15 protein-coding genes are annotated in these 12,957 nt (G+C 65.2%); 5 read left to right on the top strand and 10 right to left on the bottom strand.

What is annotated here, in order from left to right:
- The first annotated feature begins 17 nt into the window (after positions 1 to 17).
- The gene (locus ACFVUS_RS24680; RefSeq protein ID WP_387770848.1) at positions 18 to 863 is read left to right on the top strand and encodes a LuxR C-terminal-related transcriptional regulator; all 846 of its coding nucleotides are present in this window, start codon (positions 18 to 20) and stop codon (positions 861 to 863) included.
- A 9-nt stretch (positions 864 to 872) separates the two neighbouring features.
- Here the strand turns inward: ACFVUS_RS24680 and ACFVUS_RS24675 are convergent, their stop codons facing one another.
- Positions 873 to 1,244 (bottom strand): VOC family protein, encoded by a 372-nt coding sequence (locus tag ACFVUS_RS24675; RefSeq protein ID WP_387770845.1) that lies wholly within the window; start codon positions 1,242 to 1,244, stop codon positions 873 to 875.
- 99 nt (positions 1,245 to 1,343) lie between these two features.
- Positions 1,344 to 1,781, bottom strand: a complete 438-nt coding sequence (locus ACFVUS_RS24670; protein ID WP_387770842.1) for a GNAT family N-acetyltransferase — start codon at positions 1,779 to 1,781, stop codon at positions 1,344 to 1,346.
- A gap of 77 nt (positions 1,782 to 1,858) precedes the next feature.
- On the opposite strand from ACFVUS_RS24670, the gene ACFVUS_RS24665 reads away from it, so the two are divergent.
- Entirely contained in the window at positions 1,859 to 2,641 is a 783-nt protein-coding gene (locus ACFVUS_RS24665) for a hypothetical protein (protein ID WP_387770839.1), read from the top strand.
- Here the strand turns inward: ACFVUS_RS24665 and ACFVUS_RS24660 are convergent.
- The 3 genes from ACFVUS_RS24660 to ACFVUS_RS24650 form a co-directional block, all read right to left on the bottom strand.
- Positions 2,597 to 3,883, bottom strand: coding sequence for an APC family permease (locus tag ACFVUS_RS24660; RefSeq protein WP_387770836.1), 1,287 nt, complete (start codon positions 3,881 to 3,883; stop codon positions 2,597 to 2,599). The genes ACFVUS_RS24665 and ACFVUS_RS24660 overlap by 45 nt on opposite strands.
- Before the next feature lie 116 nt (positions 3,884 to 3,999).
- Entirely contained in the window at positions 4,000 to 5,367 is a 1,368-nt protein-coding gene (locus tag ACFVUS_RS24655; protein ID WP_387770833.1) for a hypothetical protein, read from the bottom strand.
- Between the two features lie 517 nt (positions 5,368 to 5,884).
- Positions 5,885 to 6,640, bottom strand: coding sequence for a class I SAM-dependent methyltransferase (locus ACFVUS_RS24650; RefSeq protein WP_387770830.1), 756 nt, complete (start codon positions 6,638 to 6,640; stop codon positions 5,885 to 5,887).
- 55 nt (positions 6,641 to 6,695) lie between these two features.
- Between ACFVUS_RS24650 and ACFVUS_RS24645 the strand changes: the two genes are divergently transcribed.
- On the top strand, positions 6,696 to 7,277 hold the full coding sequence (locus tag ACFVUS_RS24645) for a hypothetical protein (RefSeq protein WP_387770827.1): 582 nt from the start codon (positions 6,696 to 6,698) through the stop codon (positions 7,275 to 7,277).
- Position 7,278: 1 nt separating this feature from the next.
- Here the strand turns inward: ACFVUS_RS24645 and ACFVUS_RS24640 are convergent, their stop codons facing one another.
- From ACFVUS_RS24640 to ACFVUS_RS24630, 3 genes are all read right to left on the bottom strand, one after another.
- Positions 7,279 to 7,656 carry a 4-oxalocrotonate tautomerase gene (locus ACFVUS_RS24640; protein WP_387770824.1) on the bottom strand — a complete coding sequence of 126 codons (378 nt, stop codon included), beginning with the start codon at positions 7,654 to 7,656 and terminating at the stop codon, positions 7,279 to 7,281.
- Position 7,657: 1 nt separating this feature from the next.
- Positions 7,658 to 8,122, bottom strand: a complete 465-nt coding sequence (locus ACFVUS_RS24635; RefSeq protein WP_387770821.1) for a hypothetical protein — start codon at positions 8,120 to 8,122, stop codon at positions 7,658 to 7,660.
- Positions 8,123 to 8,219: 97 nt separating this feature from the next.
- Positions 8,220 to 8,684, bottom strand: a complete 465-nt coding sequence (locus tag ACFVUS_RS24630) for a GNAT family N-acetyltransferase (RefSeq protein ID WP_387770818.1) — start codon at positions 8,682 to 8,684, stop codon at positions 8,220 to 8,222.
- A gap of 158 nt (positions 8,685 to 8,842) precedes the next feature.
- Between ACFVUS_RS24630 and ACFVUS_RS24625 the strand changes: the two genes are divergently transcribed.
- On the top strand, positions 8,843 to 10,351 hold the full coding sequence (locus tag ACFVUS_RS24625; RefSeq protein WP_387770815.1) for an amino acid permease: 1,509 nt from the start codon (positions 8,843 to 8,845) through the stop codon (positions 10,349 to 10,351).
- A 54-nt stretch (positions 10,352 to 10,405) separates the two neighbouring features.
- Positions 10,406 to 11,020, top strand: a complete 615-nt coding sequence (locus tag ACFVUS_RS24620; protein ID WP_387770812.1) for an SDR family oxidoreductase — start codon at positions 10,406 to 10,408, stop codon at positions 11,018 to 11,020.
- Positions 11,021 to 11,065: 45 nt separating this feature from the next.
- Here ACFVUS_RS24620 and ACFVUS_RS24615 read toward each other — a convergent pair whose 3' ends face one another.
- Both ACFVUS_RS24615 and ACFVUS_RS24610 read right to left on the bottom strand, forming a co-directional pair.
- Entirely contained in the window at positions 11,066 to 11,707 is a 642-nt protein-coding gene (locus tag ACFVUS_RS24615) for a hypothetical protein (RefSeq protein ID WP_387770809.1), read from the bottom strand.
- Between the two features lie 346 nt (positions 11,708 to 12,053).
- Entirely contained in the window at positions 12,054 to 12,713 is a 660-nt protein-coding gene (locus ACFVUS_RS24610) for a hypothetical protein (protein ID WP_387770806.1), read from the bottom strand.
- Between the last annotated feature and the right edge of the window lie 244 nt (positions 12,714 to 12,957).

Here is a 12,957-nt window from a genome sequence, read left to right as displayed (position 1 = left end):
CCTTAGAGTCGAAAGGTATGGCCACGAATACGTCGGGACGTCCACTGCTGCGGGCCGCGTCATCACTCGCGGTCGCGGTCACCGCGGCCACCCTCACGGTCAGCGGAACGGTCGGCAATGCGCCGCTCCCCGCTCCCGTCGAGGTCGCCAGCCAGGCCGAGCACACCCCCGCGGCCCCCGATGCCGCGGCGCTGTCGACCATTTCGGTGCTGATCGCCGACGGCCACCTGGTGTTCCGGTCCGGGCTGCGCTCGGTGATCAGTTCCCAGCCCGATATCGAATGCGTCGCCGAGGTCGGTGACGGCGCTGCCGCCCTACGCGAAATCCAGCGTCTGCAACCTGATGTCGCCCTGCTCAGCCTGGATATGCCCGGCCTCGAGTCCGCCGCGAGCGCGCCGGAGAGCCCCACCCGTATCCTGACGCTCACGAACCACGAATCCGATGAAAACCTCTACCGCGCAATGAGTCTCGGTGCGGCCGGATTCCTCAGCAAAACCCTGCCCGCGGCGGGCCTACTCTCCGCCATCCGCACCGCCGCCCACGGCACCGCCCTCATCGACCCCAGCCTGACCCGCCGCCTCATGGCCCGCCTCGCCACCGGCATCGACCCGTTCCCCGCCGCCCCCGAACTCGAATCCCTCACCGCCCGTGAACATCAGGTCCTACTCCTGATAGCCAACGCGTACACCAACCCCGAAATCGCCCGCATCCTCGGCGTCGGCGAGCAAACAGTCAAAACCCACGTCTCCAACGTCCTGGCCAAACTCGGCGTCCGCGACCGAGTCCACGCCGCCGTCTATGCCCACACCCGCCGCATAGTCCCGCGCGAGGCGCTACCGCTCCCGACGACGCGAATCGACTAGCGGCACAACTCAAACGGCGGGCGGCACCGTCAAACAGAACGGGTGCCCCGACGGATCCAACAGCACCCGCCACCGATCCGGCGCAGGCTGAAACTCCGGCTTCACCGCCCCAATCGCAATCGCCGCCGCCTCCCCACTATCCAACTCCGCCACAAACAAATCCAAATGCATCTGCTTGGGCACCCCATTCCCCGGCCAATCCGGCGCAACATGATCGACCACCCGCTCGATCGTCAACATCACCCCACCCCCGCGCAACACCACAATCTCCTCGGTCTCATACCGAATCTCGAAGTCCAACAACGCTTTATAAAACTGCCCCAGCGCATGCGGATCCCTGCTATCAAGCGAGATCGCCCCGAACTTGGCTATCGCGGTCATCCTGCCCCCAGGAAGCTCATCGCTCCGAGCCTCGCTCTGGAGCTCCATCACCTGCCTACCACAATCCGCAGGTACGAGGTGTCGTACCAACGTGTGGGCTCAAGTAGCCGGAGTGAAGCGGTAGACGCGGGAGTCTCGGGGGTGGAAGCCGAGGCATTCGTAGAGGCGGTTGGCGGAGGTTCGGGAGGGACGGGAAGTGAGGTCCAGGGTGCGGGCGCCGGCGGCAGCGGCTCGGGATTTCGCTTCCTCGATGAGAATTCCGCCTACGCCCTGGCTGCGTGCGGAGTCGTCTACTACGACGTCTTCGACTCGTGCTCGGAGGCCCGAGGGGAGTGGAAACATCACCAGAGTCAGTGTGCCGACGATCTTTCCGTTGGAGCGGGCGATCAGGACGGTGGTTGATTCTGCGGCGGCCAGGCGGGTGAGGGCTGTTCGATCGAGGTGGGGTGCGGTTGTCGAGAGTTGAGGGAGGAGGCGGTCGAACGCCTCGACGATCTCGTCATCGACCACGGTCAGGGTTTCCACGGTGACTGCCACCTTGGCACTGTACTTCCCGGGCGGGACACAATGGTGCGGTGGACGGGACTGGTACGCGGGACGGTGAGCGGGTTCTGGTGGCGGCGGTGGCGCACGCGCGCAGGGAGTTCGGGGCGAATTTGGCTGCGTGCTACGCCATCGGGAGTCTCGCGCACGGTGGGTTCGCTCCGCTGGTCAGCGATGTCGATCTGGCGATCGTGTTGAACGACGCGACGGCGGTTGACCTGTGGGAGGGGGTCGCGCGGGTCGTGGATGGTGTTGAGGCTGAGGTCGATGATCTACTGGCGCAACGGTTGTCGATCTTCTGGTCGGATTGGTCGGGAGTGCGGCGGGGTGCGGCTCCGGGGCATCGGCTTCCCGCGATTGACCGGCTTGATCTGTTGCAATCGGGACGGCTGCTGCATGGAAGCGACTATCGAGGGCCTGCCGTCGTGCCCGGTCGCGATGAATTGCTTACTAACTCAGTGGAATTCGCACTCGCCAAGATCGATCGCACGTACTGCGCGGAGCTGCACGACCCGGCGCGACTGATCACCGAGGGCGTGCGCGTGGTCACCAAGAGGGTCTTGTTCCCGGTGCGATTTCTCTACACTCTCGACACCTCGAGAATCGGACGCAATGAGGACGCGATCGACTGGTATCGAGGGCGGCATCACCGGCTGGTTCGAGCGGCCGGACAATGGCGGTACGGCGGACTCGACGCGACCGCCGAAGCGCTGCTCAGCGACGAATTGATCGGGCTGTACATCGAATTCGTCGATGCCTATTCCGGTGTCGTCGCCGACCGTGCCGACCTCGCGCAACAGCTGGCAGTGCTACGGCGACGACTTGTCGCGGACTCGAGCTCTAAATCCACGTAATGCGTAGATCGCCGCACCGATACCGATCACCAGCGCACCGGTCAGCACGGATCCCCTCGGGAGTGTGAAAGCCAGTGTGAGACAACCGATGAGCCCAATGATCGGGATCGCCCGTGGCGGGCGGCGCTCAGCCGCGGTGAGGGTCCAGGCAGCGACGTTGGCGACGGCGTAGTAGAGCAAGACACCGAAGGATGAGAAACCGATCGCGGCACGCAGATCGGTTGTGGCGGAAGCGATTGCCACCACCACGCCGACGGCGAGCTCAGCGCGATGGGGGACCCGGAATCGCGGATGCACCGCGGCGAGTGCCGCGGGCAGATGGTGATCTCGCGCCATCGCGAATGTAGTGCGAGAAACGCCCAGGATCAACGCCAGCAGCGAGCCCAGCGCCGCGACCGCCGCGCCTACTCGTACAACCGGCACCAGCCATTGGTGACCGGATGCCCGCACCAGCTCGGATAGTGGAGCCGCCGCGATCGAGAGTCGTTGTGGTCCAAGAACAAGCAGGGCCGCGATGGCCACAGTCGCATAGACCAGCAGTGTGATCCCCAACGCGATCGGGATGGCCCGCGGAATGGTGCGCGCGGGATCGCGGACTTCCTCACCGAGCGTCGCGATGCGCGCGTATCCGGCGAACGCGAAGAACAGCAGTCCCGCTGCCTGCATGACGCCGGTGACCGTGGTGTCGCCGTCGATCCCGAGGCGCGCGGTATCGGTATGACCGCTGGTGAACGCGGCGGTGACCACCGCCGCCAGCACCGCGAGCACTACCCCGACAATCACCCGGGTCACCCACGCGGACTTCTGAATTCCGCCGTAGTTCATCGCGGTCAGACCCGCCACCGCCGCCACCGCAACCGCATGCGCGTGCCCCGGCCAGAGATACACGCCGACCGTCAACGCCATCGCCGCGCACGACGCACTCTTGCCGACAACGAAACTCCAGCCCGCCAGATAACCCCAGAACTCGCCGAGCCGCTCACGACCGTAGACGTAGGTGCCACCCGAGGCCGGATACCGCGCCGCCAGCCGCGCGGAGGACGTCGCATTGCAGTACGCGACCACACCCGCCACGACCAGCCCCACCAGCAGACCTGACCCGGCCGCGTGCGCGGCAGGACCGAGCGAGGCGAATATCCCCGCCCCGATCATCGCGCCGAGCCCGACCACCACGGCATCGCCCGTGCCGAGGCTACGAGCGAGCTGCCCCGTCGACGAACCGGGGGACGCACTGTTGGTCACGTGTGGTTCCTCATCGTCGATGACACGGCGCGACCATAACCGCTGGCCCCCGGCGCTGCCACCGCTGAACCTCGTCGACATGCGAGTTCGCCGTTTGGTCAGTCGGCCTCGTAGTTCTATTCGACCGCGCAATCGAGGATGCGCCCGTCCACGGTTCCGATCAGTAGTCGTCCCGGTGCGGCGAGGGTGAGCGACAGGGGAACCACGCCCTGGCGGTCGACCTCGAGGTGTTGCCGCCAGCGCACCGTTCCATCCGAGGTTCGAATGGCCACCAGCTCACCGGAATTGAAGGCGGCGTAAATCGTATTCTCGTCGCCGTCCAGGGCGGTGACCGGGAAATCCGCCGTGAAGACCCAGCGCGCGGCCCCGTCCGCGCCGTTCCGCCGAACGACGAAGGCGTTCCCCGGCAGCAGCCCTGCCCCGTTGTGGACGGCTCCGGCGTGCACGAGGTCCTTATTCCCCGGGCTATCGATCTCGATACCCGGACCACCGAAAAGGTGTCCGGCGCGCTCGCTATCCCATTCGAGGGGGAATAGCTCCCGCACGGAACGCTCGTCATCGCAGTCCGTCGGGTCGATGCTGACCACGCGTTTGTCCTGCCATGGCGCAGCGTTGTCGTTGCCCTGGAGAAATAGGAGCCGACTGCTGCGACGGATCGGGAAAGGATGGTTGAAGAGGTCGAAACTGCCTAGTGGAAAACGAATTTCGGGGGAGTGCGCCGAAGGTTCGATCAGCGCTACCCAGTCCGCTTTGCGCTCATGCTCTGTCGGACGCAGCGCGAGCCAGCCATCCTCTCGGGTGGTGAAGACCACGGAGGATTCGAGGGGCAGCGTGTCGAGCTGCTTGCCGTCCGCGAGGGATATCCGGACCAGGATCGGCTCTGCGGCTCCCCGTTCGTCATGTATCCAGCGCACCCTCCGCTCCGCATTGACCCACGCGTCGAGCTGTCCGTCCCGGACCGCGATTTGCCGACCGCCCTCCTCGTCCGGGATGCGCCACTCCAATTGCCCATCGGGGAGCCATGATTCGGCCAGCACGCCATCCGCGCAGGCCAGTACACGACCGTCCGGCAGCAGCTGGACATCCCACACGTGCAGGTGCGACTCGAACCGCCGGCCGGTCAATCCCGCGAGCGCCGACGCGGCCTGGTCGGTTAGCAATTCCGTTGCGGGACGGGAAAAGTCGATTCGAACTCCGCCGAGTTCGTCATTGTCCACCGAGTCCGCGGCGACAGCGGTCCAGTCCGGCCTTTCCACGACCGCGGAAAAGGCAGTCCTGTAAGCCTTCTCGTCGTATTCACCATCGGGAAAGTCGCTGTTCGGAGCCAACAGCAGCCGCACGGCCCGCTCGCCGGCCCATTCGACCCGCAATATCTCACGCGGCCAACGCAATACCGAAGTCGACCGGCCCGACCACAGTTCGAAAATCAGCAACTCACCGTCGTAGGAGTATCCGCCGTCGTACGCACCGGTGCCAACGGCCACAAGCGGCAATGTCGGATGAAAGGCGATCGAATGCACCGGCCACCTGGACTGCGCGACCCACCGGCATCGAAGGTCGTACGCGCCATAGATTCCCACCCGATACTGCCGAAACCTGCTGTCGGCAGTGCCGCAACCGGACCATTGCAGGTAACCCATGTCGCCGCCTATCGCAACCAGGCCATGGCGAGCATTGACAACGACAGCCGACGGCCTGCCGATCTCGGCGAATGGGCGGTCACCCGGGACACGGCGAATTGACAACGGACCGGACATATAGCGGCAACCCCCACGCCTGGATGAATAGTCGATTCGCGACTCGCCGTGGCGCCCAGCATCTTTCGATGGCATTACCGGCTCGGGCGTGCGGCGCCCTTCCCGCGAGAAATGGTCACGGCCTCACCTTAACCAGCGAGACTTTCGCCAGGCAAAGCAATTACCGCTCAGGGTTGACCTCGGCGAGCTGGGATCGGTGCGGAACAGCCTCCGGGTCGACGACCGCGGAATCCACTGGTGGGGCTCAGTCGGACTGTAGGACGAAGAATAGGAAGGCCAGGAAGCTTGTGCCGGTGGCCTCGCCGAATACTTCGGGGAACAGGTCGCGGGCTGCGGGTACGGCCGGGGGTTCGCTGATCGTGTCGATGCGGAAGCCCGCTGCGATGAAGGCGGCCGTCATCTCGTGCAGTGGTCGGTCCCAGAAGGTCAGCTGGGCGGTCTGGCCGCCCATGGTCCATTCTTCGACTCGGCTGCGGGTGTCGAAGTAGTTGGTCTTGTTCCCGGCCTCGCGTTGCCCGATGAAGATCGCGAATGGATGCTCGACCGAGATGATGAGTCGCCCGCCGGGGGTCAGTACGCGGCGCAGTTCCGCCAGTGCTGGTCCCCAGTCGCGCAAGTAGTGCAGCACCAGGGACGCGACCACATCGTCGAACGCAGCATCCGGAAACGGCAGTGGCTCAGCGAGATTCGCGATCCACAGATCCGCGTCGGAGCCGAGCCGTTGTCGGGCCAGCTCCACCATCGCGGCGCTCGCGTCGATTCCGCTCACGATCGCGCCGCGATCACGGAGCTTGGCGGACAGTGGACCCGACCCGCAACCGGCATCGAGAATCCGCCGACCCCGCACATTCCCGGCCAACTCCAGCATCGCGGGCCGCTCGTAGTACGCGTTCAGCAGGCTGGTCTCGTTCTCGGCGGTATACCCCTCGGCGATGCTGTCGTAGTCGCTGACCGGCACGGGACCAGTTGGGAGTGAACGGCTTTCCGGAATCGACGTCATCACCCCATCCTGTCCCATGCGGTGCCCCGGAGTGGACCCGATGTTAAATGGCCCCATGGCGATCGAGATCAACAAGGCGGCCGAGCCCACGCCCGAGTGGCTGGCCGTGCAGGTCGGCGGTGACGCGCTGTGGCGTCCGGCCGAGTTGCCTGAGCGGCTGGAGCACGCCGAGTCCCGTGCTTTCTTCTCCGAGGTGGGCTTTCCGGCGGTGGCCGTGGACGGCGAATGGTTCGACTCGGCGAACCTGCCGGAGAAAGGCATGTGGGAGGCCGACCCGGATGAGCTGTTCGGCCGCCGCTATCCCGATGATGATTCTCCCCCCGCGAAGTACGCCTACGGCCTCGGCACGTTCTACGGCGAATGGACCCTGATGCTCGACGGCGAGACCGGCGTCGTACAGGTCTACGCGCCGGACGGATGGGATCACGGCGAGGGTGACCAGGGCATCGCCTTCACATCGGTACGGGAGGCGGCGGGCGCGGTCGCACTGATCGCAAGTCTCGCAGCGCGACTGGAGGTTCCGAACTCCGACGAAACCGCGCGCGAGCTGATCGCCGCGATCCGTGGCCACGAATGGGCGAAGTCGGCGTATTGGGCGTGGGTGGTGGAGCGGCTGGAAGAGGACTACCTGAACTGATTCAGTGTCGCTGCCAGTTCTCTTCCTCGCCGGGTTCGGGCAGAACGACCCCGCCTTCCATGATCCAACTGGCGGCGAATTCGATCAGGGCGATTTCGACGGCTGGCGGTTCGAGGTGGGCGGCTGCGGCGATGGTGGTTTGCAGGGTGCGTTCGAGGCGGGTGAATAGGTCCGCGTTGCGGTTTCCGCCGCCTCGGACGCCTGCGATCACCGATAGTTCGATGTCGGTGCGTATCGGGTGTCCGTGTAGGAAGACTACGCTGACGAATTCGGGTGGGGCGGCGGTGATTTCGCAATGGGTGTTGGTGATTGCATCGACGATGGACTGGTGGGCGATGGTGTCGGGGAGGGCTCGGCAGGCGACGTTGTAGAGCGGCATGTCAGCTCCCGTGCTGGTTCGCGGCGATTACCAGGTGGCCCCGGGTGAGCCGGGATGTTACGAGGTGGGTGAGGGTGCGGAGCAGGAACATGGGCCGGGCGGTCGGGCGGATTCGGGCGCGGTTGAGTTCGAGGTAGCGGCTGAAGAGCGCGCTGTCGACCAGGGCGAGCATGAGGTCGTTGGGGCCCGCGCCGGTGATGGCGTTCCAGGATCGACTCATCGCACGCATGGCGTTTTCGCGGCGCGTGGCGTCGAGACCGTCATCGGTTTCGGCCAGTACCCACGACATGGTCGACGGACGATTCTCGGTGTAGGACTGCCCTTTCGGGATCTCACACCACACCACCACGGTGCGGTCGGTGCTTCCCAGCGACTGCCGATACGCCTCGCCGAGCGCCCGCTCCGCGGCTCGGAACTGCGAGGACGTCAGACTGCCCTGCTGGATCGTGCACAGAATCCGGCGCACACATGCCTCCTCACTCCGCAGCGACCGTGCCACGGCTGAAGCGAAATCTAGTACACCAATCGGTTTACTACAAGGATGCGAGAACTGTTGGCCGCAGCTAGCCCGGTAGGTGGAGCGTGAAGGTCATCATGTGCTTCCCGGGACCGTTGTAGTTCATGATCGGGCCGGCCACGTCGAAGCCCATCGCCTTGTGAAATGCGATGGAGGCGTCATTGTTCGGTGAAGTGATGGCTCGAATCGACTGTCGCCCTGCGGCTTTCGCCGTGGTGACGAAGCGGTCATAGAGCTGCCGGGCCAGACCGGTGCCGCGATGGTCAGGGTGAATTCCCGCGAAGTGGATGTAGGCCTCAATTGGATTGTCCGGAGACGGAAACCCGATCAGGAAGCCCGCGAGCTCACCATCCTGCTCGGCGATCAGGCTGGTACGCGCGAAGTGTTCGAGGAACAGCCTCGGCAGCGATGCCGCAACCGGCCGCCCCCACCAGAGATCGACCACGGCGATAATGGCGTCGTAGTCGTCGGTTGCTGCCTGTCGAATCGTGAAAGTGCTCCCCACACGCACAGTGTGCCAGTAGACATTCAGCGCGGTTGAACGACGATATGGTCGCCGAACTGCACGGCGTGGCGATCGTCATCGCTGGTGATCGGTGGCCGACAATACCTGCGCCATGCCAATTCCGGTGTCCCGGGACGACCGGCCGATTCGCGATCGGAGGTGCTGTGACCAGCGGTTCGGCGGCTGGCGGCCACACATCGAGCGCCGGGAAATACCTGAGCACCGCGGCATTGGGCTGCACCACGGCCGCTGCCATCGTGACGAGCCTGAGCGGGTTGCCGGCGATGGCCGAGCAAGAGCTGACCATGTTCTTCTACATCGGATTCGCGGTCCTGCTCTATCTGATTCCGGCCGGTCTGGTGTCGGCCGAACTCGGGAGCGCGTACAGCGGTGAGAGCGGGGGCCTCTATTCGTGGATCGGGGGTGCCTTCGGCAAGCGTGCCGGGTTCGCGGTGATGTTCCTGTCCTGGATACAGGCGATGGTCTTTCTGCCTACCGGGTTGAGTTTTGCCGCCGCCGGGGTGGCGTTCGCCCTCGATCGGCCTGATCTGGCCCGCGACCATGTGTTCGTGGGCGTGTTCGCCGTGGTGGGGATCTGGTTGTGTACCGCGATCGCGCTGATGGGAAATCGGTTCGCGGCCAGGGTGACCCAGGCTGGGTTCCTGATCGGCACGGCGGTGCCCGGAATGGTGCTGATCGGGTTGTTCGGGTGGTGGCTGGTTGCCGGTCATCCCATCGGCTGGGAGCACACCACCGATCCGGCGGTCACCGTGCAGCGCGACGGGCATGACGCGCCGCGCGTGCTGCCCGCTCTGATCGGCTTGTCGGGGCTGGCCTTCCTCGGGAACATCCTCGAGAACTTCACCGGCATCGAATCCCAAGCGGTGCACGCCACCGAACTCCGCGAGCCCGGACGGCAGTATCCGATCGTCATCCTGATCGCCGCGGTGATTTCCGCCGTGCTGTTCAGCCTCGGCGCGCTCGCGGTCGCGGGCATCGTGCCCGCCGATCGAATCAACCTGAATTCCGGGGTATTCGACGCATTGCACGCGGGATTCGGGACTCTGTTCGGCATCGGCTGGCCGGTCCTGATTCTGGGCGCGATGTGCGCCTACGGTGCGATCGCGGGCGCGCTGGCATGGACGAGCGGTCCCAGCCGCGGCATGCTCGCCACCGCGCGCGACGGCATGCTTCCGCCGGTGCTGCGCCGGGTGAATTCCCGTGGCGTGCAAACGAACATCCTGCTCGCCCAAGCTGTCGCCGTGACCTTGCTGTGCACACCGTACTTCGTGCTCGGCGATGTCGGCACGGCGCTATTCCTCATCGTGGCCGTGGCGGCGGGACTCGACATGATCATCTACCTGTTCATGTACGCGGCGGCCATCCACCTGCGGTACACCCGCCCCGATCTGCCGCGCCCCTTCCGGGTCCCCGGAGGGAGATCAGGGATGTGGTTTTTCGCCGGAACCGGTTTCGCAGCCATGGTTTTCGCCTTGACCACGGCATTCGTGCCACCCGAGCAACTCCCGATCGGAAGCCCAGCGCTGTACGTGACCCTTGTCGCCGGTGGAACGGTGATCTGTTGCGCCATACCGATTCTCGTCGAGCGCTTACGCAACCCGACGTGGTCGGTGCCCGTGGATGATCCAGCCGTTGAAGAGAATCGACGGTAGGTTGGCCTGCGGTGATCCGGTTCCTGCCGGATCGGAAGCACTACTGGGAGATTCATGAGGTATCTGGTCATCGGGGGCACGGGGCGTACCGGGCGGCGGGCGGTTGATCTGCTTCGTGAACTCGGGCATGAAGTGGTTGTCGGTACTCGGCGTCCACGGGACGATCAGAGCGTTGTGGTTGATCTGGCGAATACGGTTGATCCCGGCATCGTGAGCGGGATCGACGGGGTCATGATCTCGGTGGAGCCGCCGGTGGATGATGCGGGTGCCGACGCGGTCATGAATGTGGGGGTCGGACGGATCGCGGAACTTGCTGCGGCACAGGGGATCGGCGTTGTGCTGGTGTCGCAGATCTATATCACGCGGGCGAACGAGCATCCGGAGCTTGCGGGCATCATCACTGCTCGCGGGGCCGGTGAACAGGCGTTGCGGGACAGTGGTGCGCCGTATGCGATCGTGCGGCCCGGGTGGCTCACCAATTCGGCTGGTAGCGGCGTACATCTGGAACAGGGTGATCACGGCGAGGGCAGCGTCAGCCGCGAGACCGTTGCCCGGGTCGCGGTCGCGGCCTTGCTGCACACCGAGTCTCGGGGCAAGACTTTCGAGGTGTACGACGGTCCCGACCAGGCCGACTGGATCGCGGCTTTCAGTGCCTTGAAAGGCGACTGACCCGAACTCGCCACGACTGCAACCGAATACCGTCGCGGGTCAGGGTTAGAATGCCGCCTGTACCGCCGCGAGCAGATCATTGGCGGGCTGGGTGAGCGGACCGAGAGCGTCGGGAGTGAGTGGGGGCAGCGCCGCGATCGCGGTCCGCAACGAGGTAACCGCGGTGTCGGCGGCCGGGGCTATCGTTGCAACAGCCGCGGCTGCCGCTACGGGAGCGGGTGGTAGCGGATCAGCCTGGGGCGCTGTGACATTCGCGATGGGAAGCGACGCCGGGGCCGGGTCCACTCCCAATGCGTTACCCACGAGCCCGCCGAGCGCGGCACCTCCGGCGAGCCCGACCACATCCACGGGAATGGCTACCGCCAGACCGCCGATCAGGCATCCGGCGACGCCGCCGACCGCGGCCCCGACGGGTGCCCCCGCACCCACGGTCGGAAGCGCACCGATGACGCCACCGGCGATCGCGCCAACCGTCGCGCCGACCCCGCATCCCACAATCTCGAGCGGGAAGACCGCGATCTTGCCGATGATCGCGCCGATGACCTGCCCCGCCATTGTCGAGTCGGAGCGATTGGTCTGGACCCGGGGCAGCCCGATTCCGTTGTACGCGTTGACGATCTGCTGTTGCGCACCGTCGACATAGTCCTGGACCTGATCGCGAAGCCTCGGGTCGATGCCGTCCGGCAACGGGATAGTATGCGCTGCCAATCGCAACGAACCGGGATCAGTTGTTGCGGCAGGAATTTGCGGACCATCCACCGCGGGCGGCTGGAGATCGCCGGATTGCGCTGCCGCGGTGCCCGTTCCGAACGCGAGCAGGGCGGGCACTGCGGTCAAGACTGCGTAAGCGCGCAGGTCGGACATCGGCGCATCCCTCGGTCTGGCGAACCACCGTCGAGCCGCTCGAGAGTGGACCCGAACCTACGATGGCCACGCTGGCCACAGATCTTACCCCGGACTCCCTACCGGACAGCAGGATTCATCGCGGTTCACGGTTCGGCGCGCGATTCCCGAGTCCGCCTGGAGGTTCCGATCAGGATGCGGTGATCTTGATTGCCGGGGTCACCTTGTATTCGAGGGCGTAGGTGATCGTCTCATCCTGGGTGAGCAGTCCGACGCAATTCGGGACACCGTTCGCGGCAGAGATCTTGACCTTCGCTGTGGTGGCCTTCAATGCGGAGGTGGCGTTGGTGTAGGTCATCGCGGTCGCATAGGTATAGAAAGCGCACCTGTTCACGGTGTCCTTGCTGGCGAAGGCGACGTTGATCGGTACGCCGTCGGGGCCGTTGGTGATCGAGGTGGTGCCGGTCGCGGCGTTGTAGCTGTTGCCGACCAACCTGGATTCGCCCATCATGACGCCGGTGGCATTCCACACCGTGCCATCCGGGGCGCTACACGGGGTAGCCGTCGTGGTGTCGATGGTGCCCAGCGCGGTCCGCGTCCGGGTGCCCGCCGCCATCTTGCCCCTCGATGTCAGGCTCGCACAGGTGAACAGCACCGTCCCCGAACTGTTCTTGACGGTGAGCTTGCCCGAGGTCGCCGTGAATGCCCCGTCCGCGTTGGGATTGGTGACGGTCCATGTCGTCGCCTCGGCATCGGCATCGGCGGCAGCGGTGCCGGTGAGCGCCGTGAGAGCTGGTACGACCAGCGCGATCGCGGCCAGCGCGCGGCGGATGCGGGGAAGACGAAGCATAGGGATCTCGTTTCGTTCGGTGAGCTGAACCAACGCCCGGACGCTATCAACGAAAGTTGTTTCATATCAGCGACTTTCGTGCCCCGAATTCAATGGGCGGGACAGAAAGCGGGTATCGATAAACATCCGATATCGATGTGAAAAATGTTGTCTTCAGTTCGAACGACTCCGGCACCGCCGCAGCGCTACCCGGAACGCGCATTCCGATAGAGTTTGTCGGTACGCACACGATCGGTACCGCGTT

This window comes from Nocardia sp. NPDC058058, from assembly GCF_042885355.1.
Classification (GTDB): Bacteria; Actinomycetota; Actinomycetes; order Mycobacteriales; family Mycobacteriaceae; genus Nocardia.
Note: the sequence above shows the minus strand (reverse complement) of the source record. Positions and strands in the feature narration are given on the sequence as shown.

Excerpts from the sequence above, each read along its gene's own strand:
- ACFVUS_RS24680 (WP_387770848.1), top strand. The coding sequence starts at position 18 with ATGGCCACGAATACGTCGGGACGTCCACTGCTGCGGGCCGCGTCATCA.
- ACFVUS_RS24675 (WP_387770845.1), bottom strand. The coding sequence starts at position 1,244 with ATGACCGCGATAGCCAAGTTCGGGGCGATCTCGCTTGATAGCAGGGAT.
- ACFVUS_RS24650 (WP_387770830.1), bottom strand. The coding sequence starts at position 6,640 with ATGACGTCGATTCCGGAAAGCCGTTCACTCCCAACTGGTCCCGTGCCG.
- ACFVUS_RS24645 (WP_387770827.1), top strand. The coding sequence starts at position 6,696 with ATGGCGATCGAGATCAACAAGGCGGCCGAGCCCACGCCCGAGTGGCTG.
- ACFVUS_RS24640 (WP_387770824.1), bottom strand. The coding sequence starts at position 7,656 with ATGCCGCTCTACAACGTCGCCTGCCGAGCCCTCCCCGACACCATCGCC.
- ACFVUS_RS24620 (WP_387770812.1), top strand. The coding sequence starts at position 10,406 with ATGAGGTATCTGGTCATCGGGGGCACGGGGCGTACCGGGCGGCGGGCG.
- ACFVUS_RS24610 (WP_387770806.1), bottom strand. The coding sequence starts at position 12,713 with ATGCTTCGTCTTCCCCGCATCCGCCGCGCGCTGGCCGCGATCGCGCTG.